This is a genomic window from Bacillus sp. FSL K6-1005, from assembly GCF_038000225.1.
Taxonomy (GTDB): Bacteria; Bacillota; Bacilli; order Bacillales; family Bacillaceae; genus Bacillus; species Bacillus mojavensis.
Map to the genome: position 1 here is coordinate 3839268 of NZ_JBBOBP010000001.1, position 20326 is coordinate 3859593.

20 protein-coding genes and 1 other annotated feature are annotated in these 20326 nt (G+C 45.7%); of the genes, 16 read left to right on the forward strand and 4 right to left on the reverse strand.

Features of this window, described 5'->3' with window-relative positions:
* Positions 1-9: 9 nt before the first annotated feature.
* Entirely contained in the window at positions 10-1209 is a 1200-nt protein-coding gene (locus NST16_RS19830; protein ID WP_268448063.1) for a multidrug effflux MFS transporter, read from the reverse strand.
* A 219-nt stretch (positions 1210-1428) separates the two neighbouring features.
* On the opposite strand from NST16_RS19830, the gene NST16_RS19835 reads away from it, so the two are divergent.
* The 7 genes from NST16_RS19835 to NST16_RS19865 all read left to right on the forward strand — a co-directional run bounded on the left by NST16_RS19835 (position 1429) and on the right by NST16_RS19865 (position 8734).
* Positions 1429-2667 carry an MFS transporter gene (locus tag NST16_RS19835; RefSeq protein ID WP_340888203.1) on the forward strand — a complete coding sequence of 413 codons (1239 nt, stop codon included), beginning with the start codon at positions 1429-1431 and terminating at the stop codon, positions 2665-2667.
* A gap of 160 nt (positions 2668-2827) precedes the next feature.
* Positions 2828-3442, forward strand: a complete 615-nt coding sequence (locus NST16_RS19840; protein ID WP_168749025.1) for a bacilysin biosynthesis protein BacA — start codon at positions 2828-2830, stop codon at positions 3440-3442.
* Positions 3432-4142 (forward strand): cupin domain-containing protein, encoded by a 711-nt coding sequence (locus tag NST16_RS19845; protein WP_268444580.1) that lies wholly within the window; start codon positions 3432-3434, stop codon positions 4140-4142. The genes NST16_RS19840 and NST16_RS19845 overlap by 11 nt, the downstream gene beginning before the upstream one ends.
* Entirely contained in the window at positions 4142-4903 is a 762-nt protein-coding gene (gene bacC, locus NST16_RS19850; protein WP_340888208.1) for a dihydroanticapsin 7-dehydrogenase, read from the forward strand. The genes NST16_RS19845 and bacC overlap by 1 nt, the downstream gene beginning before the upstream one ends.
* Positions 4904-4925: 22 nt before the next feature.
* Positions 4926-6344, forward strand: coding sequence for an ATP-grasp domain-containing protein (locus tag NST16_RS19855; RefSeq protein ID WP_340888210.1), 1419 nt, complete (start codon positions 4926-4928; stop codon positions 6342-6344).
* Positions 6341-7522, forward strand: coding sequence for an MFS transporter (locus NST16_RS19860; RefSeq protein WP_326196551.1), 1182 nt, complete (start codon positions 6341-6343; stop codon positions 7520-7522). Before NST16_RS19855 ends, NST16_RS19860 begins: the two co-directional genes overlap by 4 nt.
* 12 nt (positions 7523-7534) lie before the next feature.
* Complete coding sequence (locus NST16_RS19865; RefSeq protein WP_340888215.1) at positions 7535-8734, forward strand: pyridoxal phosphate-dependent aminotransferase; 1200 nt, start codon at positions 7535-7537, stop codon at positions 8732-8734.
* Positions 8735-8748: 14 nt separating this feature from the next.
* Here the strand turns inward: NST16_RS19865 and bacG are convergent, their stop codons facing one another.
* Together bacG and hemQ are read right to left on the reverse strand one after the other, a co-directional pair.
* Complete coding sequence (gene bacG / locus NST16_RS19870) at positions 8749-9528, reverse strand: NADPH-dependent reductase BacG (RefSeq protein WP_340888217.1); 780 nt, start codon at positions 9526-9528, stop codon at positions 8749-8751.
* A 132-nt stretch (positions 9529-9660) separates the two neighbouring features.
* Positions 9661-10425 (reverse strand): hydrogen peroxide-dependent heme synthase, encoded by a 765-nt coding sequence (hemQ, locus tag NST16_RS19875; protein ID WP_003235942.1) that lies wholly within the window; start codon positions 10423-10425, stop codon positions 9661-9663.
* Positions 10426-10694: 269 nt separating this feature from the next.
* Between hemQ and pta the strand changes: the two genes are divergently transcribed.
* The 4 genes from pta to NST16_RS19895 all read left to right on the forward strand — a co-directional run bounded on the left by pta (position 10695) and on the right by NST16_RS19895 (position 14628).
* Positions 10695-11666: a phosphate acetyltransferase gene (pta, locus tag NST16_RS19880; protein ID WP_024123241.1), complete on the forward strand. Its 972-nt coding sequence runs from the start codon at positions 10695-10697 to the stop codon at positions 11664-11666.
* A 129-nt stretch (positions 11667-11795) separates the two neighbouring features.
* Positions 11796-12695 carry a cysJI operon transcriptional regulator CysL gene (gene cysL, locus NST16_RS19885; RefSeq protein WP_340888222.1) on the forward strand — a complete coding sequence of 300 codons (900 nt, stop codon included), beginning with the start codon at positions 11796-11798 and terminating at the stop codon, positions 12693-12695.
* 47 nt (positions 12696-12742) lie between these two features.
* Positions 12743-13588, forward strand: coding sequence for a lipoate--protein ligase family protein (locus tag NST16_RS19890; RefSeq protein ID WP_010332305.1), 846 nt, complete (start codon positions 12743-12745; stop codon positions 13586-13588).
* A gap of 149 nt (positions 13589-13737) precedes the next feature.
* The gene (locus NST16_RS19895; RefSeq protein ID WP_340888225.1) at positions 13738-14628 is read left to right on the forward strand and encodes a carboxylate/amino acid/amine transporter; all 891 of its coding nucleotides are present in this window, start codon (positions 13738-13740) and stop codon (positions 14626-14628) included.
* A gap of 98 nt (positions 14629-14726) precedes the next feature.
* Here the strand turns inward: NST16_RS19895 and NST16_RS19900 are convergent, their stop codons facing one another.
* A complete protein-coding gene (locus NST16_RS19900; protein ID WP_010332303.1) occupies positions 14727-15503 on the reverse strand; it encodes an RsfA family transcriptional regulator in 777 nt (258 codons plus the stop codon).
* A 214-nt stretch (positions 15504-15717) separates the two neighbouring features.
* Between NST16_RS19900 and NST16_RS19905 the strand changes: the two genes are divergently transcribed.
* The 5 genes from NST16_RS19905 (at position 15718) to NST16_RS19925 (ending at position 19920) form a co-directional block, all read left to right on the forward strand.
* Entirely contained in the window at positions 15718-15942 is a 225-nt protein-coding gene (locus NST16_RS19905; protein ID WP_010332302.1) for a DUF1450 domain-containing protein, read from the forward strand.
* A gap of 160 nt (positions 15943-16102) precedes the next feature.
* A complete protein-coding gene (locus tag NST16_RS19910; RefSeq protein WP_168749015.1) occupies positions 16103-17404 on the forward strand; it encodes an HD domain-containing protein in 1302 nt (433 codons plus the stop codon).
* 36 nt (positions 17405-17440) lie between these two features.
* The gene (locus NST16_RS19915; RefSeq protein ID WP_010332300.1) at positions 17441-17941 is read left to right on the forward strand and encodes a YwgA family protein; all 501 of its coding nucleotides are present in this window, start codon (positions 17441-17443) and stop codon (positions 17939-17941) included.
* Positions 17942-18052: 111 nt separating this feature from the next.
* The gene (locus NST16_RS19920) at positions 18053-18526 is read left to right on the forward strand and encodes an Rrf2 family transcriptional regulator (protein ID WP_168749013.1); all 474 of its coding nucleotides are present in this window, start codon (positions 18053-18055) and stop codon (positions 18524-18526) included.
* Positions 18523-19920: an MFS transporter gene (locus tag NST16_RS19925; RefSeq protein ID WP_340888443.1), complete on the forward strand. Its 1398-nt coding sequence runs from the start codon at positions 18523-18525 to the stop codon at positions 19918-19920. Before NST16_RS19920 ends, NST16_RS19925 begins: the two co-directional genes overlap by 4 nt.
* 52 nt (positions 19921-19972) lie before the next feature.
* Positions 19973-20197: a binding site (T-box leader), on the forward strand.
* The last annotated feature ends 129 nt before the right edge of the window (positions 20198-20326 follow it).

Here is a 20326-nt window from a genome sequence, read left to right on the forward strand (position 1 = left end):
GAGAGCTTTTTATGCGTTACGTCTGACAAGAAACACATAGGACAATATCGCGAGCACATCAAAGCCAAATATACTCAGCGCCATCGGCCACGCGCTTTCTTCCCCGGCAACACCGACGAGCGGAGCGGCAATGGCCCCTCCGATAAAGGGCAGAAGCCCAAGGAGCGCCGCGGCGCTGCCCGCCCCTTTTTCCTGCTTTTGCATCGCCAGCGTAAAACCTGTCGTTGTGACGATACCGACACTGGAGACGATAATAAATAAAGATGCGCAGACAGCGAACAGCCCGAGGTCAAAAGTGAGCGACAAAAGAAGTGCGGCGCTTCCGATGATGGAGATCAATAGACCAGAGATGAACAGCTTGCGCTCATTAACATTTTTGGCCAGCCGCCCCGTCATCTGTGTAGCCGCAATAATGCCCGCCCCGTTGATGGCAAACAGCATGCTGAACATCTGGGCCGACACACCGTATATGTTTTGCAGGACAAATGGCGAACCGGAAATATAAGCAAACATGCCGGTCATGATAAAGGCCTGGCTGAAAGCAAAACCCATAAACGCCCGGTCGGCAAGCAAGTGCCGAAATGTGGTCAGCGTCTCCCGGAGTCCGCCCTTTGTCCGTTTTTCAGGAGGCAGTGATTCAGGCAATGCGGTAAGAACCGCGACAAAAATAAGACACCCGATCCCGGCCAGCACGATAAACACGGTTGACCAGTCAGTAAATTGAAGGATGAATCCTCCCGTAATCGGGGCTAAAATTGGCGCCGCTCCGTTTACGAGCATGAGCAATGAGAAAAAAGCGGTCAGGTCTTTGCCTGAGTACATATCGCGGGCAGTGGCGCGGGCGATGACAATCCCCGCCGCTCCGGTAAAGCCCTGGATAAACCTCATGATAATTAGAAACGCGACAGAAGGGCTGAACGCGCATAATAAGGAAGAGAGTGTATAAAGCACCATTGATATGATCAGCGGTTTCCGGCGCCCTTTCATATCACTGAGCGGTCCGACGATAATTTGTCCGAGCGCAAGCCCGAGCAGGCAGAACGTTAAGCTCAGCTGTGCGAGTGACGCGGTCGTATGCAGGTCGGCAGCGACTTGGGGAAGAGCAGGCAGATACATATCAAGCGACAGCGGCCCGAATGACGCCAGCGTGCCGAGAATGAATACCATGCCGAGCTTGAAACGCGCGACTGTTGAATAACCTTGATTCATCACATGACCCACCTTAACAAATGATCCTATTACTATAGCATATCCCAGGATATGTTTTGATTTTATTTTAAAATTGAAACAATAAATCCCTTATTCATATTCGAATGTAAATAATTAAAAGAAATTCATTTTCGTTTGAATTGTAAATTGTAAATAAAGGATGCTAAACTATAATTCAACTTTATATTTAAAAGATTCCGGAAGAGGTGTTAAGGGAGAATGAAGAGTAAACAAAACAATCACAGCAAATCAAAACATCATTTTCCGCTATTTCTTGCGTTGGCTTTAACAATGGCCGTATTTGCTGCTGGATCTGAAGAGCTTGTCATTTCACCGCTGCTGCCTGATTTAGCAGATGCCTTCAACTCAGATGTCAGCGTGCTTGCGCTATCTATCAGTATATATGGGATTATGATTTTTATCGGTGCCCCGCTGCTGGTTCCTTTAGGGGATAAATACTCGAGAGAACTGAGTTTAATGTTGGGACTTGTGATCTTTATTATAGGAACAGTGATATGCGCTTTGGCGCAAAATATCTTTTTCTTCTTTTTAGGCCGGGCGCTTTCAGGATTGGCAGCAGGTGCATTTGTCCCAACCGCTTACGCAGTTGTCGGGGATCGTGTCCCGTATACATATCGAGGCAAAGTGATGGGACTGATCGTATCAAGCTGGTCGCTTGCACTGATTTTCGGTGTGCCGATCGGATCATTTATAGGCGGCGTCTTACATTGGAGATGGACGTTCTGGATTTTCGCCTTGATGGGTGCGCTTGTTGTTTTGCTCATCCTATTTGAAATGCGCCGCCATAACGATAATAAAAACAACAGCCTGGAGGAAAAAGAGGAGCCGGCGGGGACATTTCGAGACGCGCTTAAAGTGCCGCGTGTTCCCGTTTATATCATAATCACCTTTTGCAATATGATTGGCTTTTACGGTATGTATTCGTTTTTAGGCTCTTACCTTCAGGACGTTTTTGCTGGAGGCAATACGGCTGCCGGCTTATTTATCATGATTTATGGCATCGGATTTTCCATGAGCGTCATTACTGGTAAGATTGCTGACCGTATTGGAAAAATGCGCTCTCTGGTCATTGCGCTGGCGGTCATCAGCGTTCTGCTGGCTTGTATCGCGTATGCGCCTGCATCAATGCCTCTGCTCATCATCAGTCTATTCATCTGGGGATTAATGCAGAGCTTGACGGTGACGCTGCTCAGCACCATTTTGAGTGATTGCTCAGAGCGTCATCGCGGGAAAATTATGGCGTTTTACAGCCTCGCCTCGAATCTTGCCGTGACGTTGGGTTCTGCTTTGATGGGACCGGTATACGTGGGATATGGTTATACAGCTGTCGGGTTCATATGTGCAGGCATAACAGTACTGGGATTGGGACTCAGTATTTTTGCCTACAGAAAGTACGGCATTCATGATCAGAAAGCGGATCATTCATTATATCAATAAACAAAGCTTCTAAATTCCTATAAATAAGCGATGTATAAAACCCTATTTTTAGGGTTTTTTCGTTTGTATAGGGATATTTATCAATATTTCCAAATAATGTTGACAGTCTTATCTCCGCTGGATAAAATTTACTTAAAATTTAAAAGATTGGTTGGTGCTCATGATTATATTGGATAATAGCATTCAGACAAAAAACAAAGCTTATTCAATATCAAAACTGATTACAGTCAACACGCTCGGCCCAGAAGGGACAAGCAGTGAGTACGCAGCAAAACATTTCATCTCCAATTTTACTCTTCTCCAGGGGCTAAACAGTAAATTATCTTTACATGATACATTTGAATCATGCATCGAAAGGACTCTTCAAAGCCCGCTGGAATACACCATCGTTCCACATGCTTACGACGGCATTAAGCATTTCTACATGAGGCCGGATTTGCAGCTTTTGCAAATCTTCAGGTGCGATACACCGATGTACGGCCTGGCAGTCCGTCCTGATTTCACATTCAGCGACGACATGCTTGACACATCTGTTATTGTTTCACATCCATCACCTATCAATTTAATAAAATATTTTACCCGCAAAGACGTTAGGTTTGAGCTGGTCAATTCAACCAGCGCCGCAGCAAAAAAAGTAAAAGAAGGTCTTTCAGACATTGCTTTAACCAATGAACTGGCAAGGCAAAAATACGGGCTCAAATTTGTTAAGACGTTTAAAAGCATTCCTATGAGCTGGTCATTATTCGGAAAAGGAGACGTTGAGTATGAAAACTGAACAAGATTTGAAGGAGATTTATTTCCCGACACCAAAATTAATAGAGTGGGAGAACGGAGTGAGACAGTATTCCACCGTCCGCGGCGATACTGAAGTGCTAATGTCTTACGTTCCGCCGCATACTAATGTTGAACCGCATCAGCATCAGGAAGTCCAAATCGGCATGGTCGTTTCAGGCGAGCTATCCATGACTGTCGGAGACGTCACAAAAAAAATGACAGCCTTAGAATCGGCATATATCGCGCCGCCGCATGTACCACATGGAGCGAGAAATGAAACAGACCAAGAAGTCATTGCCATTGATATTAAACGGAATAAAGCTGATGAAACATATACAAGTCCTGAAGATTATTTTTTGAATATTTTTAAAACAAGAGATTTAATGCCCGGAATGGAAGTCACGTTCTTTGTTGAGGATTGGATAGAAATTATGCTGGCCAAGATTCCTGGAAACGGCGGCGAAATGCCTTTCCATAAACATCGCAATGAACAAATCGGCATCTGCATCGGCGGCGGATATGATATGACCGTTGAAGGCTGCACAGTGGATATGACATTCGGCACCGCCTATTTCTGCGAACCTCGTGAAGACCATGGGGCCATCAACCGTTCTGAAAAAGAATCTCAATCCATTAACATCTTCTTTCCGCCGCGCTATAACAGATCAAAGACGAAAAAGATAAAGGCGGATGAATCATAATGAACCTCATCGATAAAACCGTCCTCATAACAGGAGGCGCATCAGGCATCGGCTATGCCGCGGTTCAAGCTTTTTTGAACCAGCAGGCAAATGTGGTTGTGGCAGATATTGATGCAGCACAGGGAGAAGCGATGGTCCAGCAAGAAAATCATGACCGGCTGCACTTTGTGCAAACAGACATCACGGACGAAGCGGCCTGCCAGCATGCTGTTCAATCGGCAATCGATACATTCGGAGGATTAGACATTTTAATTAATAATGCGGGAATCGAAATCGTCGCGCCTATTCATGAGATGGAGTTGAGCGATTGGAATAAGGTGCTCCAAGTCAATCTGACGGGCATGTTTTTAATGAGCAAGCACGCACTCAAGCATATGCTGGCTGCCGGCAAGGGCAATATCATTAATACGTGCTCTGTCGGCGGAGTCGTGGCATGGCCTGATATCCCGGCATATAACGCTAGCAAAGGCGGCGTGTTGCAGCTGACAAGGTCAATGGCTGTTGATTACGCCAAACATCAAATCCGCGTTAACTGTGTATGTCCGGGAATTATCGATACGCCGTTAAATGAGAAATCCTTTATTGAAAATAATGAAGGCACACTTGAAGAAATCAAGAAAGAAAAGGCGAAGGTGAATCCGATGCTAAAACTCGGAAAACCTGAAGAAATAGCAAACGTGATGCTGTTTTTAGCCTCTGATTTATCAAGCTATATGACCGGAAGCGCCATCACCGCAGACGGAGGATATACCGCACAATAGAGAGAGAAGGAGTGTTTTACATATGGAGAGGAAAACAGTTTTGGTTATCGCTGATCTAGGAGGCTGCCCGCCGCACATGTTTTATCAAAGCGCTGCTGAAAAATATAACCTGGTCAGCTTTATTCCAAGGCCATTTGCCATTACAGCTTCCCATGCGGCGCTTATTGAAAAATACTCGGTCGCGGTCATAAAGGATAAAGATTATTTTCAGAGCATCGCAGATTTTGAGCATCCCGATTCCATTTACTGGGCGCATGAGGACCATGACAAACCCGAAGAAGAGGTAGTCGAGCAAATCGTCAAGGTTGCCGAAATGTTTGGAGCGGAAGCCATCACAACAAACAATGAATTATTCATTGCTCCGATGGCGAAAGCCTGTGAACGACTCGGCTTAAGAGGAGCTGGTGTACAAGCTGCCGAAAATGCCAGAGATAAAAATAAAATGAGGGCAGCGTTTAATAAAGCCGGGGTCAAAACAATCAAAAACAAACGGGTCACAACCCTTGAAGATTTCCGCGCCGCGCTGAAAGAGATCGGTACACCGCTCATCTTAAAACCGACTTATTTGGCGAGTTCAATCGGCGTGACGCTGATTACGGACACCAACACAGCAGAAGCTGAGTTTAACCGAGTCAATGACTACCTGAAATCCATTAATGTGCCAAAGGCGGTTACGTTTGAAGCCCCGTTTATTGCGGAGGAATTTTTACAGGGAGAATACCCTGACTGGTATCAAACCGAGGGATACTCCGACTATATCAGCATAGAAGGGATCATGGCAGACGGAGAATATGTTCCAGTCGCGATTCATGACAAAACACCGCAAATCGGATTTACAGAAACGTCGCATATTACGCCGTCCATCTTGGATGATGAAGCGAAAAAGATCATTATTGAAGCGGCCAGAAAGGCAAATGAAGGGCTTGGCCTGGAAAACTGTGCGACACATACAGAAATCAAGTTAATGAAAAATAGAGAAGCCGGTTTAATAGAGTCTGCGGCCAGATTCGCCGGATGGAATATGATTCCGAATATTAAAAAGGTCTTCGGCGTCGACATGGCGCAATTATTGTTAGATGTTCTCTGTTTCGGAAAAGACGCCGATCTTCCGGATGGATTGCTGGAACAAGAGCCTTGCTATATTGCCGACTGTCATTTGTACCCGGAGCATTTCAAACAAAACGGGCAGCTTCCTGAAGCGGCGGAGGATATGATCATTGAATCCATCAACATTCCGGACGGGCTGCTGATGGGAGATACGAAACTTGTTTCTTTCTCGGCTGCGGCACCAGGTACGTCTGTTGATTTGAGCCTGTTTGAAGCCTTCAATTCCATTGCCTCATTTGAACTGAAAGGCAGCAATTCACAGGATGTAGCCGATTCCATTAAACAAATCCAGCAGCATGCGAAGCTGACTGCGAAGTATGTGCTGCCGGTATGAAACAGTTAAAGCCAAATTCTAAATACTTGCTTTACGGGCAGGCGCTTTCGTTTATGGGAGACTATTGTGTTCTCCCGGCCCTGCTCATTTTGTCTACATATTATCACGATTATTGGGTGACGTCGGGAGTCATTGCGGTCAGAAGCATTCCGATGGTGTTTCAGCCATTTTTGGGGGTGCTCGTTGACCGATTGGACAGAATTAAAATTATGCTGTGGACAGATGTCATCAGGGGCGTCATCTTTTTGGGGCTCACCTTTCTCCCAAAAGGCGAGTATCCGCTGATTTTTCTTGCTCTGCTGTTTGTCTCTTACGGGAGTGGCGTGTTTTTTAATCCGGCGCGTCTCGCGGTCATGTCTTCATTGGAATCAGACATTAAAACGATCAATACCTTATTCGCTAAAGCCACGACCATTTCGATCATTGTCGGGGCGGCCGCCGGAGGGTTATTCCTGTTAGCCGGGTCTGTAGAGATGGCTGTTGCCTTTAACGGTGTGACATACCTGGTTTCGGCATTTTTTATCAGGCGAATTAAGCTGCAATTTGTCCCGATTCAGTCTGAAAATGTAAAAGAGGCCTTTCAGTCTTTTAAAGAAGGGCTGAAGGAAATCAGAACCAATTCATTCGTGTTAAACGCCATGTTTACGATGATTACGATGGCGATGCTCTGGGGGATCGTGTACAGCTATTTTCCGATTGTCAGCCGCTTTTTGGGTGACGGGGAGATCGGCAACTTTATCCTTACCTTCTGCATCGGCTTCGGCGGTTTCATCGGAGCGGCGCTTGTCAGCAAATGGGGCTTTAACAACAATAAAGGCTTGATGTACTTTACCATTTTATCAATCGTCTCACTGGCACTGTTTTTATTCACGCCCATTTTCGCTGTATCTGTCATTAGCGCCATCCTCTTTTTCATCGCCATGGAATATGGGGAAGTGCTTGCAAAGGTTAAAGTTCAGGAAAACGCGGCGAACCAGATTCAAGGGCGTATTTTTTCGGTGGCTGAAGCGTCCATTGGCTTGTGCATTTCGGTTGGTTCCATGCTTATCAACGTGTTAGAGGCTCCTGTCATCATGGGGCTGATTGTCATCATGGTAAGCGGTTTGTTTTTGCATACGAAACTGGTGAACAAATCTTTTTTGGAACGGGATAAAAAAACTGAGCAAATTCACTTATAAGGAGTCTTTCAGATGGAAATAACACCGTCCGACGTCATCAAGACACTTCCAAGGCAAGAATTTTCTCTCGTTTTTCAAAAGGTAAAAGAAATGGAAAAAACGGGGGCGCAAGTCATTAATCTCGGACAGGGGAACCCTGACCTTCCTACTCCGCCGCATATCGTGCAGGCATTGCAGGAGGCGGCTGTGAACCCTTCTTTTCACGGGTACGGGCCATTCAGAGGTTATCCCTTCCTAAAGGAAGCGATTGCCGCTTTCTATAAAAGAGAATACGGAGTGACAATCAATCCTGAAACAGAAGTGGCGCTCTTCGGCGGAGGAAAAGCAGGCTTGTATGTTTTAACACAGTGCCTGCTTAATCCGGGAGATATCGCTCTGGTCCCAAACCCAGGCTATCCTGAATATCTTTCGGGTATTACAATGGCAAGAGCAGAGCTGCACGAAATGCCGCTGCAGGCAGAAAACGGCTATCTGCCTGAGTTTGAGAAAATAGATCCCGCTGTGTTACAAAAAGCGAAACTGATGTTTTTGAACTATCCGAATAACCCGACGGGAGCTGTGGCGGATGCAGCTTTTTATGCAAAAGCGGCCGCATTTGCAAAAGAGCACCAGATTCATCTGATTCATGACTTTGCGTACGGCGCATTTGAGTTTGATAAAAAACCGGCCAGCTTCCTGCAGGCGGAGGATGCAAGAACGGTGGGCGCAGAGCTTTATTCATTTTCAAAAACATTTAACATGGCCGGCTGGAGAATGGCGTTTGCCGTGGGGAATGAAAAGATTATACAAGCGGTCAATGAATTTCAGGATCACGTCTTTGTCGGCATGTTTGGCGGTCTGCAGCAGGCGGCCAGTGCGGCGCTATCAGGAGATCAGGACCAGACAGATCGCTTGAAACGCATCTATGCGGAACGGATTGACTTTTTTACGGAGCTATGTGAAAAAGAACTGGGCTGGAAGATTGAAAAACCAAGAGGAACATTTTATGTATGGGCTGAAATTCCAAAAATGTTTGAGTCTTCTCACCAATTCGCTGACTACTTGCTGGAGCAGGCCCATGTTGTCGTAACACCGGGAGAGATTTTCGGCAGCAACGGAAAACGGCATGTCAGAATATCAATGGTATCGAAGCAGGAGGATCTGCGTGAATTTGTCATGCGGATTCAAAAGCTGAACCTGCCGTTTTCCTCATTACAAGAAGTATCCCGCTAAAAAGCGGGATTTTTTTATATGCTTTTCATGCTGCCGCCGTCAGCGGAAATTTGCTGTCCTGTGATATAGGAGGCCTCCTCAGAGGCGAGAAACGCGGCGAGCGCTGCGGTTTCTTCGGCTGATCCGACCCGTTTCATCGGAATCCCGGAAGCAATCTGTTCTTCTGCTTCTTGTTTGGATATGCTGTTCTTTTTCATCACATTCTCCACAAATTGATGATAGCGGTCTGTCGCGATAAAACCAGGATTCAGGCAGTTGACTGTAATGTTGTGAGGAGCAAGCTGAATGGAAATATTTTTACTGGCGTTAATTAAAGCGGCATTCATCATACTGTTTGTAAACATATTGGCGCCGGGTTCTTTCCACAGATTTCCGACAATGTTGATGATTCTGCCAAACTCGTTTTGTTTCATCAGTGAGGCAGCACGCTTGATAGCGTCAATGTAGGCAACGGTCTTTTGTGTGAACGTGGCCGTCATATCCTCTATATTGCAGTTATCAAATGTGTCAGGCGCGCCGCCCGGAATATTATTAATCAAAACATCCAGCCGTCCGCATTGAGATTCGATTTTTTGAAAAACGTCGGCTCTCGTTTGTTGGTCAGACATATCACCCGCAAGGACAATGACGCTCGCTTCAGGATGCTTGGCCAAAATATCTTCTTTGACAGGTTCAATATTATCCAAGTTTCGGGAATTAATGACGATGAAAAAATGCTGGTCTGCTAGCTTCAGAGCGATTGCTTTTCCAATCCCTTGACTGGCTCCCATAATAAATGCGGTTCGTTTTGACAAATAACTGCACCCCTTTGAAAAAATTGGATTATTATCTCCATCGTAAGAAAAAACAGAGAGAATAGCAAATTTTATTTAAATTCTGATAAAGAGGAATTGAAAAACTCCCGCCGTTTGCGGCGGGAGGAGATATTATACATATAGGAATTGAGGAAGTGTATCAAGCGAAAGGCGGTTGCCTACAAAGAACGAGCCAAATTCGCCGTAGCGCGCGCTGACTTCGTCAAAACGCATTTCGTATACAAGCTTTTTGAATTGAAGCACATCATCACTGAACAGCGTAACGCCCCATTCGTAATCATCAAAGCCGACTGAACCTGTGATGATCTGTTTCACTTTGCCAGCATAGCTGCGTCCGATTAAGCCGTGGCTTCTCATTAAGTTTCTTCGTTCTTCCATAGAAAGCATGTACCAGTTGTCATTGCCGGATCTTCTTTTATCCATTGGATAGAAGCATACATATTTTGATTCCGGCAGTTCAGGGTAAAGGCGCGCACGTACATGCGGATTTTCATACGGGTCGCCGTCGCCGCTCGCCAAATAGTTGCTCAGTTCAACAACTGACACGTAGGAGTAAGCCGGAATGGTGAACTCAGCAAGTCTTGATTTGTTGAATTCGAGCTCAATTTCATTTAATTCTTCCATTGTAGGGCGAAGAATCATCAGCATAAAATCAGCTTTTTGGCCGACGATGCTGTAAAGGGTTTGCGAGCCTTTCCCTTCTTTTTGGGCGACTCCCCATTTTTCAAGCAATCCTGTAAATTCATGAATGATAGACTGGCGCTCATCACTGGACAGGAGCTTCCAAGAAGTCCAGTCCATTGTGCGGAAATCATGAAGCGCATACCAGCCGTCCAGCGTTTTTGCCGCTTCATTTGTCATTTGCTGTTCACTCATTTATCTTCACTCCTATTATCTTTTCGTTATTGCCTTCACTATATCATAGTTTATCCGATTCTACTGTGGAGAAACCTTGAACATCCGATTCGTATATCTCCTCAAAAATAAGAGAACATATAAGGAAAGAATCAGTTGCTTAAATTAGTTAGAAAAATAAGATTTTTTGATGAAAGCGCTATAATAAAAGTTGGCTGTTTGAATTTCACTGGAAGAAGAGTATGCTAGTAAAAGAAAGCGTTTTTGTAACTTTTTGAGGAGGTTTTATTGTGGCAGATTTATTTTCAACAGTGCAAGAAAAAGTAGCTGGAAAAGGCGTTAAAATTGTATTTCCTGAAGGCTTGGACGAACGTATTTTAGTTGCGGTCAGCAAGCTTGCAGACAATAAAGTGCTGAATCCGATTGTGATCGGCAATGAAAATGAGATCCAAGCAAAAGCAAAAGAACTGAATGTGACGCTTGACGGCGTTGATATTTATGATCCTCATACATATGAAGGCATGGAAGATCTTGTACAGGCATTCGTGGAACGCCGTAAAGGCAAAGCAACAGAAGAACAGGCTCGAAAAGCGCTCTTAGACGAGAACTACTTCGGCACAATGCTTGTGTACAAAGGCCTGGCTGCCGGTCTTGTGAGCGGAGCGGCTCATTCAACTGCCGACACTGTCCGTCCGGCTCTTCAAATCATCAAAACAAAAGAAGGCGTGAAAAAGACTTCCGGCGTCTTCATCATGGCACGCGGCGATGAGCAGTACGTATTCGCCGATTGCGCGATCAACATTGCGCCTGACAGCCAAGATCTTGCGGAAATCGCGATCGAAAGCGCCAATACGGCAAAAATGTTCGACATCGATCCTCGCGTAGCAATGCTCAGCTTCTCTACAAAAGGCTCAGCAAAATCTGATGAAACAGAAAAAGTAGCGGATGCTGTGAAAATCGCGAAAGAAAAAGCGCCTGAATTAACGCTTGACGGCGAATTCCAATTTGATGCTGCGTTCGTTCCATCTGTAGCTGAGAAAAAAGCGCCGGACTCCGAGATCAAAGGAGACGCGAACGTATTCGTATTCCCAAGCTTGGAAGCAGGAAACATCGGCTACAAAATTGCTCAGCGTTTAGGCAACTTTGAAGCTGTAGGACCAATCCTGCAAGGCTTAAATATGCCTGTTAACGATCTTTCAAGAGGTTGTAACGCTGAAGATGTTTACAATCTCGCATTAATTACAGCGGCACAAGCACTGTAAGGAAAGCGATAGCAGCTCTCTCGCAGAGGGCTGCTTTTTTTGCGCCTTCTTTACCAGGGCAGATGATATGAGTAAAATAAAGAAAACTGATCAACATCATAAATCTTATTCATGACAGGGGTGGGGCCTTTGTATTACGACGTGCTGAAAACCTTTATCGCGGTGGTGGAAGAAAAAAACTTCACAAAAGCAGCAGAAAAGCTGATGATTTCCCAGCCCAGCGTCAGTCTGCATATCAAAAATCTTGAAAAAGAATTTCAAACAGCACTGCTGAATCGGTCGCCGAAGCATTTTACGACAACACCGACAGGGGACATTCTGTATCAAAGGGCAAAGCAAATGGTATTTCTCTACGAGCAGGCCAAGGCTGAAATTTACGCGCATCATCATTATGTAAAAGGTGAATTGAAAATAGCCGCCAGCTTTACAATCGGAGAGTATATTCTTCCGCCGCTCCTTGCCCAGCTGCAAAAGCTGTATCCTGAGCTGAATCTGGACGTCATGATTGGCAATACAAAAGAAGTAAGCGAACGTGTCCGAATGCTTCAGGCTGATATCGGGCTGATTGAAGGGCATACCGACGAGAACGAACTGGACATTGAACCGTTCATGGAGGATGAAATGTGCATCGCAGCACCGAACCAGCATCCGCTTGCCGGAAAAAGAGATATTTCAATCAGCGATTTGCAAAATGAAGCGTGGGTGACAAGGGAGAAAGGCTCCGGCACAAGGGAATATCTCGATCATGTGCTGAGCTCGAACGGACTGCGGCCAAAGTCGATGTTCACCATCAGCAGCAATCAAGGTGTAAAAGAAGCGGTAATCAGCGGCATGGGTTTATCGGTCTTATCAAGAAGCGTGCTGCATAAGGATTTGATTCACCGTGACATTTCAATTCTCCACATTAAAGATTTCTTATTAAAGCGCAAGCTGTCTTATATTCATTCTCCTCTCATGGAGAATACAAAAAATAAAGAAATTTTCATTACGATGCTGAAAAGCAATTTTCAATCATCACGGCTGAAATGATATAATAGTTTTCGTTCATAAGCCTAACATGAAAGGGTTTTACATAGATGGCAAACCAACCGATTGATTTACTGATGCAGCCGACATGGAGAGTCATTGACCAATCCAGTCTCGGCCCTTTATTTGATGCGAAGCAATCCTTCGCTATGGATGATACGCTGTGCGCGTCTGTAGGAAAGGGCGTGTCGCCGGCGACAGCACGCTCTTGGGTGCACCACGACACGATTGTCCTCGGTATTCAGGATACACGCCTCCCGTTTTTGCAGGACGGGATTGCCCTGCTGGAAAATGAGGGATACCGCGTCATCGTACGCAATTCCGGCGGTCTGGCTGTTGTTTTGGATGAAGGCGTTTTAAATATTTCTCTCATATTCGAGGACCAAAAGAAGGGCATCGATATAGACAGAGGATACGAAGCAATGGTTGAGCTGATGAAACGGATGCTCAAGCCGTATGGTGCAGAGATTGAAGCCTATGAAATTGAGGGCTCCTATTGTCCAGGCAGCTATGATCTCAGCATTGACGGCAAAAAGTTCGCCGGCATTTCTCAAAGACGTCTTCGCGGCGGGGCAGCCGTTCAAATTTATCTCTGTGCAGATAAAAGCGGCAGCGAGAGGGCGGATCTGATCAGACGATTCTATCAAGCCGCCCTGAAGGATAAACAGAACGACAAAAAAGGCATCTACCCGGATATACATCCGGAAACCATGGCATCGTTAAGTGAGCTTCTGCATACCGATATCTCCGTACAGGATTTAATGCTCGCTTTGCTTACGGAATTAAAAGCGTTAAGCACCCACCTCTACTCAGCCGGACTGTCCATTGACGAGGAATTGGAATTTGAGAAAAACCTTGTCCGGATGACAGAACGGAATGAAAAGGTGTTTGGATGAACGTCACTTGCATGTCAGCCGATAGGCTGGCATGCTTTTTTTTCGCTATCATCTTGTCTATAGATAAATCTTTCTTATAAACAGAAAACAATTACAGCAAAAAAAGCGATAAAATAACAGCAGCATCTGCATACAAAGGGGAGAGGCAAATGAAAGGTAATGTTTACAGCTTGTTTGTGCTGGTCGCGGCTTTTTTCTGGGGAACTACCGGCACCGTTCAGGCGCTGGCTCCAGAAAGCGCCACTCCGCTGGCATTTGGAGCGGTCAGATTATTGATAGGAGGCAGCGCCATGCTTCTTGTGGTCTGGATCAGCCGTGAGCTTCACGTAAAAAATTGGTCATGGACGCCCGCGTTTTTAGCAGCGATTTGTATGGCCTGTTATCAGCCGCTTTTTTTCACCGCTGTAAAAGAAACAGGGATTGCGGTCGGGACAGTGATTGCCATCGGCAGTGCGCCTATTATTGCCGGGAGCTTAGAGTGGGCCGTTTTAAAAAAACGGCCGCGAAATTCCTGGTGGATTGCAACTGTATTTGCTTTGGCGGGATGCTGGCTCCTGTTTTCAGACGGCTCCAATGTTCGGGTTGATGTGTCAGGGGTTCTCATGGCGATTGGAGCGGGTGCTTCTTTTGCGGGTTATACCTTGATCAGTAAATCAATGATGAAAACACAGCCGCCGAGAGCGACCTCAGCTGTTGTCTTCATGCTCAGCGCCATATTGCTGACGCCGCTACTGTGGCAGTCAGATCTCTCTTGGATGCTGACCCCAAAAGGATGGGGAACGAGCCTTTACATCGGGTTCATTGCGACATGCGCGGCCTACTTTTTGTTTGCAAAAGGGCTCACCGGGGTTCCGGCTTCGGCAGCAGTTACACTGTCCTTGGCTGAGCCGCTGACCGCCTCATTGCTGGGCGTGTTTTTCATAGGTGAAATGCTTTCTCTTTCCTCATGGCTCGGCATCGTGCTGATGATGTTAGGGCTTCTGGTCATTTCAGGAGCGCCTCGCAAGCAAAAGACAGCTGATGCGGCTCATGTGTCTTAATAGATTAGCATAAGCTTGTGCTCATTTTACAAGACTAACGGAGCCGCCGCAAAAACAGAAAATCCCAAAACATGACATCGTCTTGGGATTTTTTTAAGCTATTCCGCCATTTTTTCTAAATTTCCGTTCCGGTCCATTTTGAAGGACGGAGAGGCATGTTCGTCTTCTTCAAATAAAACTAGTTTTCTTGCTCTATTCATGATTTTTACCAAGGTTTCATAATCTTCCTGGATCGTTTTTTGATCTTTTTCAAGTTTTTGAACGTCTGCTTCCAGCTGTTCTATTTTGCTTTGTAATTCTTGATTTTCTTTCTTTAAACGCTCATTTTCCATTTTAAAAGCTGAGGATTGCTCATGATTGCCTTCGTAATTCTGCAGGAATCTGATGACATCACCCATCGTCATATCAGGCGCAGACGTTTGAGGAGACAATAAGTGTGATAGACTAGCTAACTCTTCCTTAAAGCTTTCATCCACAAAAGGCATGTGCTCGCCTGACATCAAAACCTGCTTCTCATTTTCGGCAGTCGGGGTTTCAGGCTTTACCTGCTCCTCCTGCACTGCAGTTTCTTGAATTGTTTCAGGATCAACAGCAGGAGGCTGATATAACAGTCTTTTCTTCGCAGGCTGCCCGTTTCCGAGAGCTCTCATGCGCTGTTTTCGCTGTTTTTTTGCAAGCTGAAGCGCTTTTTCATATTGGTGGCGCACTACCGCGTTCCATCTGAATCCGCAGGCTGCGGACGTCCGATTTAATTTATCGCCGACCTCTTCAAAGGCATTCAGCTGAGTGCTGCCTTCTCTTACATGCCGAAGCACAGTTTCGGCTAAAAGCAAATCATTTTCTTCTGACCAAGCGTCCTGTCGCTGTTTTGTCATTTATCTCAACTCCCATTTTTCTTTTCATGATATTAGAATGTCCAGAATGGAAAATATTTATACAAGTTGGCTGAAAGAATAGGAGATACGGAGGCTGGAGCGGCTTGCAGGAACAGTCGAATCCTTGTACAATGAAGAGCGATGTGATTTTTTTGATAAAGCGATTTTAGGTTTAAAACATAGATGAACATAGAAATGAAGGGAAGCGTACGTCATGGCTAATGAATTTCGAGTGTGTGATGATTGCCAAGCCACTAATATCAAAACATTGCTGCCGCGGTTAAAAGAAGTAGACCCGGATGCAAAGGTTGAGATAGGGTGTCAATCTTATTGCGGGCCCGGACGGAAAAAATCGTTTGCTTTTGTGAACAATCGCCCGCTGTCAGCTCCGACAGAGGATGAGCTGATTGACAAAGTAAAAAAGAAATTAAAAAAGTAAAACATATTTTTTCATAGCCTCGGCCCTCTGGTCAGGCTTTTTTGCTTCACATGATGTGTTTTTCGGAAAGATGGAACAAATCGCCGGACAAATTCAAGGATGTTTTCAAAGAATAGAGTCGATATAATAGAAACACGGCTAAAAAAAAGAGGGAATGACGATGGCGTATCCAAATGGAAAATTATCAGAAGAAAAAGTGTTTAAAGATCCGGTGCACCGCTATGTTCATGTACGGGACAAGCTGATATGGGATCTGATCGGAACCCGCGAATTTCAGCGTCTCCGCAGAATCAAGCAGCTCGGCACGACGTATTTGACGTTCCATGGCGCTGAGCACAGCCGGTTCAACCATTCTCTCGGTGTCTACGAAATTGTCAGGAGAATGGTTGATGATGTCTTTAAAGGCCGTCCTGAATGGGATGACAGTGAGCGCGAACTCTGTTTGTCCGCGGCGCTGCTTCATGATCTCGGGCACGGGCCGTTCTCGCATTCATTTGAGAAAGTCTTTCATCTTGACCACGAAGATTTTACAAGAGATATCATTTTGGGAGACACAGAGGTTAACCAGGTGCTCAGAAAGGTGAGCCCGCGTTTCCCGCAGGATGTTGCTGAAGTCATTGCCAAAACATATAAAAACAAACAAGTGGTCAGCCTGATTTCGAGTCAGATTGACGCGGACCGCATGGATTATCTGCAGCGCGACGCTTACTATACAGGCGTCAGCTACGGCCATTTTGACATGGAGCGGATTCTCCGGGTAATGCGCCCTCGTGAGGATCAGATTGTCATTAAACAAAGCGGAATGCATGCTGTAGAAGACTATATCATGAGCCGCTACCAAATGTACTGGCAGGTGTATTTCCACCCAGTGACGAGAAGCGCGGAGGTTATTTTAACGAAGATTCTCCACAGAGCGAAGCAGCTCCATGATGAAGGTTATGTGTTCACTCATGCTCCGGTTCATTTTTATTCTATTTTTGAAGGGAAACTGACGCTGGAGGATTATTTGAAGCTGGATGAATCTATTATTTTGTATTACTTCCAGGCCTGGGAGGATGAAGAAGACCCGATTTTATCCGATTTGTGCCGCAGATTCATTAACCGCCAGCTGTTCCAATACGTTGAATTTAATCCGAATGAAGAGATGTCGGCCTATTTTGAGCTGACCTCATTATTCAAAGAGGCTGGAATCGATCCGAGCTATTATTTGGTCGTGGATTCTTCTTCAGATCTGCCATACGACTTTTACCGTCCAGGAGAGGAAGAGGAGCGTTTGCCGATCCATCTCTTGACGCAAAACGGCCAAATTAAAGAGCTGTCCAGACAGTCGGCTATTGTGGAATCTATCTCCGGAAAGCGGCGGACGGACCATAAGCTGTACTATCCGAAGGACCTGATTTATGACGGCTCTGAACACCCGGAAGCGAAAATGAAAATCCGGCAGCTGCTGGGACTGACATAGAAATTGGTAAAGAAGGAAAAAGGAGATGTCGGGAATTTGTTGAAAGAACATGCAAAACTGATGAAGGTGTTCTCGGATTCTGGAGAAATCATCGGGCGAAAGAAGCTGCAAAAAATGATTTATATTGCGAAGAAAATGCAGTTTCCTTTCTATGAGAAATATGATTTTCATTTTTACGGGCCGTATTCGGAGGAACTGACGCTCCAAATTGAAGAGCTGTGCAACCTTGGATTCCTGCATGAGGTAAAGGAAAAAAAGGGCGGCTACTTTCAATACCGTTATTCGCTGACAGAGACGGGCTCCGCGTTTTTAGACCACGCCGATCTTGATATGCCTGATATCAAGCGCTATATTGACAGTGTAAACAGCCGTTCATCACGGTTTTTAGAGCTGGTCTCCACGATTCTATACTTTGACGGGCTTGAGGATGAGGAAAAGAAAGAAAAAGTATTTACAATCAAAAGCAAGCAAAAGTATACCAATGAAGAATATGACGAAGCGCTTCAATACATAGAAGAGCTGAAGCAGATGTGTTAACCATACCAAGCAAAAGAAACGAAACGTTTCTTTTGCTTTTTTTATTGACAAATTCTGCTAAGAGATCTATTGTGGATAATAGTTATCCATAATAAAGCGGGAGTGAGCATAATGAAAATGAAATCGGGAATGGAGCAGGGAGTTTCTGTACTGCTGTTACTGTCACGACTGCCCGTGCAGGCCTCTTTAACATCAGAGGCGATCAGCCAGCGCTTGCACATGTCTCCGTCTTATCTGAAAAAGCTGATGAGAACTTTGGTGCAGGCTGGTTTGGCAGAATCTATACCAGGAACGAAGGGTGGCTTTACGATAACGAAGCCTTTGACGGAGATTACCCTCTATGATGTCTATCAAGCTGTTGAAGGAAGAGGTTCCATGTATCAAGGGAAAGGTCTTTTGCCATCGGTATTTGAGAGCGGAGATCCCTGTGTGCTGGAAACGGTAATGGGGGAGATTGAGCATAAATGGGCTTCGCTCATGAAGGAAGAAACCTTGCAGGGTGTCATGAACAGAATCGGGGAGCTTTATGACCTCAAAAAAATCGATGATTGGGTACATCATCAGCTGAAAGGGCAATGGCAATGAAAAACAGCGGGCTTTTACATCAATCAGGATCAACAGGCATCTCAGTGTTAATCGTGCTCGCTCTCGGTTTTCTCATGGCTACGCTTGATGTGACTGTGGTGAATGTTGCTATTGCTGATATGAAAAACGCTCTTTCCCTTACACTTTCAGGTGTGACGTGGGTTGTAGACGGGTACATGCTTACATTTGCTTCGCTTCTGCTTGCCGGCGGCGCGCTGGCTGATCGTTACGGCTCAAAGACGATTTATATGCTGGGTTTGGCCGTTTTTGTTCTTGCCTCTTGTCTATGCGCTGTAGCAGCAAATGGCCAAATGCTTATCGCAGGCCGTCTATTGCAGGGACTTGGCGCGGCTTTGTTTATGCCGAGTTCACTCAGCCTTTTGGCTGCCTCTTACCCCGATGAACGGGTGCGGGCCAAAATGTTTGGCTTGTGGGCCGCTCTCGTCTCCGCCGCCTCCGGACTGGGGCCTTTTATCGGCGGTGTTCTGGTGAATGCGGCAGGGTGGCAGAGTATTTTTCTGATCAATGTGCCGTTAGGGGTTGCGGCGCTTATTTGTGCCTATCGAACGCTCAGCAGTATCCCGGGAAAAGGCAGCCGGGTGAATATCACAGGGCATTTGCTTGGAATGGCGGCTCTCGGATTTCTTTCATTTGCGCTGATACAGGGCGCTTCAATAGGCTGGAGTTCGCCCTCCATTCTCGGTGCTTTCGCGGCGGCCGTTTTGGCGTTTGTGCTTTTTATTCTGAGAGAGATTTTTTCAGCAACATCTATTCTGCCTGCGTCATTATATAAAAACGGACGTTTCTCGGCAGCGCAGTTCGTTGGGTTTTTGCTGAATTTTGCTCTTTTCGGCGGCATGTTTATGCTCAGTCTATTTTTGCAGGAAGCAAGAGGCGCAAGTTCCTTTTTAGCTGGAGTTGAACTATTGCCGATGATGGCAGTCTTTGTGGTCGGTAATCTGCTGTTTGCCCGGCTGGCGAACCGTTTTGAAGCGGGGCTTCTTATGTTTGTTTCAATGGCTGTCAGCTGCATCATGGCTTTGCTGTTATTTGTCATGGTTTCTCCGGATTTGCCTTACTGGCAGCTTGCGGTTCTGACATCTGCCATGAATCTTGGTGTTGGCATTACGGTTCCTGCCATGACGGCTGTGATTATGAAGACAGCGGGACAGGAGCATGCAAATATCGCAGGAGCAGCTTTAAATGCCAACCGGCAAATCGGGGCATTGGTTGGCGTAGCGGTTTCCGGAATGGTCATTCATCTGTCCGCCACTTGGTACGCCGGAGCTGGGTTTACGTTTTTGATGATGGGCGCGGCATACAGTCTTGCCGCATTCCTTGTGTGGCGGTTTCTGACTTTTCATAAAGAAACGTCCGCTTCTGCATCATCTTAAAATCATCCATTGTCTTTTCAAGGAATTTATAGTAAGATATATGAAATTATTGAAACAGGCACTGATAAGGACATGAGATGCTTTTTACGGTTTCCAGAGAGGGAAGGACCAGCTGAAATCTTCCTAACGCAGAGAAAGCAGCTTACCGCCTTTGAGCCGTATCGGGGAAATCAAGTATCTGATACCGTCATGCTGCGTTACAGCACCGAGCCGACGAACATGTATGTTTGTTGGGAATTTGGGTGGAACCACGAATATTAACACATTCGTCCCTTGCGAGGGATGGATGTGTTTTTTTATATGAGTCAATAAATGCGATGAAAAGGACATGAATGATATTTACGGTTTTCAGAGAGGGAAGAAAAGGTGCGAGCTTCCCAGCTTAGGAATATCATTTACCGCCTTG

Excerpts from the sequence above, each read along its gene's own strand:
- NST16_RS19830 (WP_268448063.1), bottom strand. The coding sequence starts at position 1,209 with ATGAATCAAGGTTATTCAACAGTCGCGCGTTTCAAGCTCGGCATGGTA.
- NST16_RS19835 (WP_340888203.1), top strand. The coding sequence starts at position 1,429 with ATGAAGAGTAAACAAAACAATCACAGCAAATCAAAACATCATTTTCCG.
- NST16_RS19840 (WP_168749025.1), top strand. The coding sequence starts at position 2,828 with ATGATTATATTGGATAATAGCATTCAGACAAAAAACAAAGCTTATTCA.
- NST16_RS19845 (WP_268444580.1), top strand. The coding sequence starts at position 3,432 with ATGAAAACTGAACAAGATTTGAAGGAGATTTATTTCCCGACACCAAAA.
- bacC (WP_340888208.1), top strand. The coding sequence starts at position 4,142 with ATGAACCTCATCGATAAAACCGTCCTCATAACAGGAGGCGCATCAGGC.
- NST16_RS19855 (WP_340888210.1), top strand. The coding sequence starts at position 4,926 with ATGGAGAGGAAAACAGTTTTGGTTATCGCTGATCTAGGAGGCTGCCCG.
- NST16_RS19860 (WP_326196551.1), top strand. The coding sequence starts at position 6,341 with ATGAAACAGTTAAAGCCAAATTCTAAATACTTGCTTTACGGGCAGGCG.
- NST16_RS19865 (WP_340888215.1), top strand. The coding sequence starts at position 7,535 with ATGGAAATAACACCGTCCGACGTCATCAAGACACTTCCAAGGCAAGAA.
- hemQ (WP_003235942.1), bottom strand. The coding sequence starts at position 10,425 with ATGAGTGAACAGCAAATGACAAATGAAGCGGCAAAAACGCTGGACGGC.
- NST16_RS19890 (WP_010332305.1), top strand. The coding sequence starts at position 12,743 with ATGGCAAACCAACCGATTGATTTACTGATGCAGCCGACATGGAGAGTC.
- NST16_RS19895 (WP_340888225.1), top strand. The coding sequence starts at position 13,738 with ATGAAAGGTAATGTTTACAGCTTGTTTGTGCTGGTCGCGGCTTTTTTC.
- NST16_RS19900 (WP_010332303.1), bottom strand. The coding sequence starts at position 15,503 with ATGACAAAACAGCGACAGGACGCTTGGTCAGAAGAAAATGATTTGCTT.
- NST16_RS19905 (WP_010332302.1), top strand. The coding sequence starts at position 15,718 with ATGGCTAATGAATTTCGAGTGTGTGATGATTGCCAAGCCACTAATATC.
- NST16_RS19910 (WP_168749015.1), top strand. The coding sequence starts at position 16,103 with ATGGCGTATCCAAATGGAAAATTATCAGAAGAAAAAGTGTTTAAAGAT.
- NST16_RS19920 (WP_168749013.1), top strand. The coding sequence starts at position 18,053 with ATGAAAATGAAATCGGGAATGGAGCAGGGAGTTTCTGTACTGCTGTTA.
- NST16_RS19925 (WP_340888443.1), top strand. The coding sequence starts at position 18,523 with ATGAAAAACAGCGGGCTTTTACATCAATCAGGATCAACAGGCATCTCA.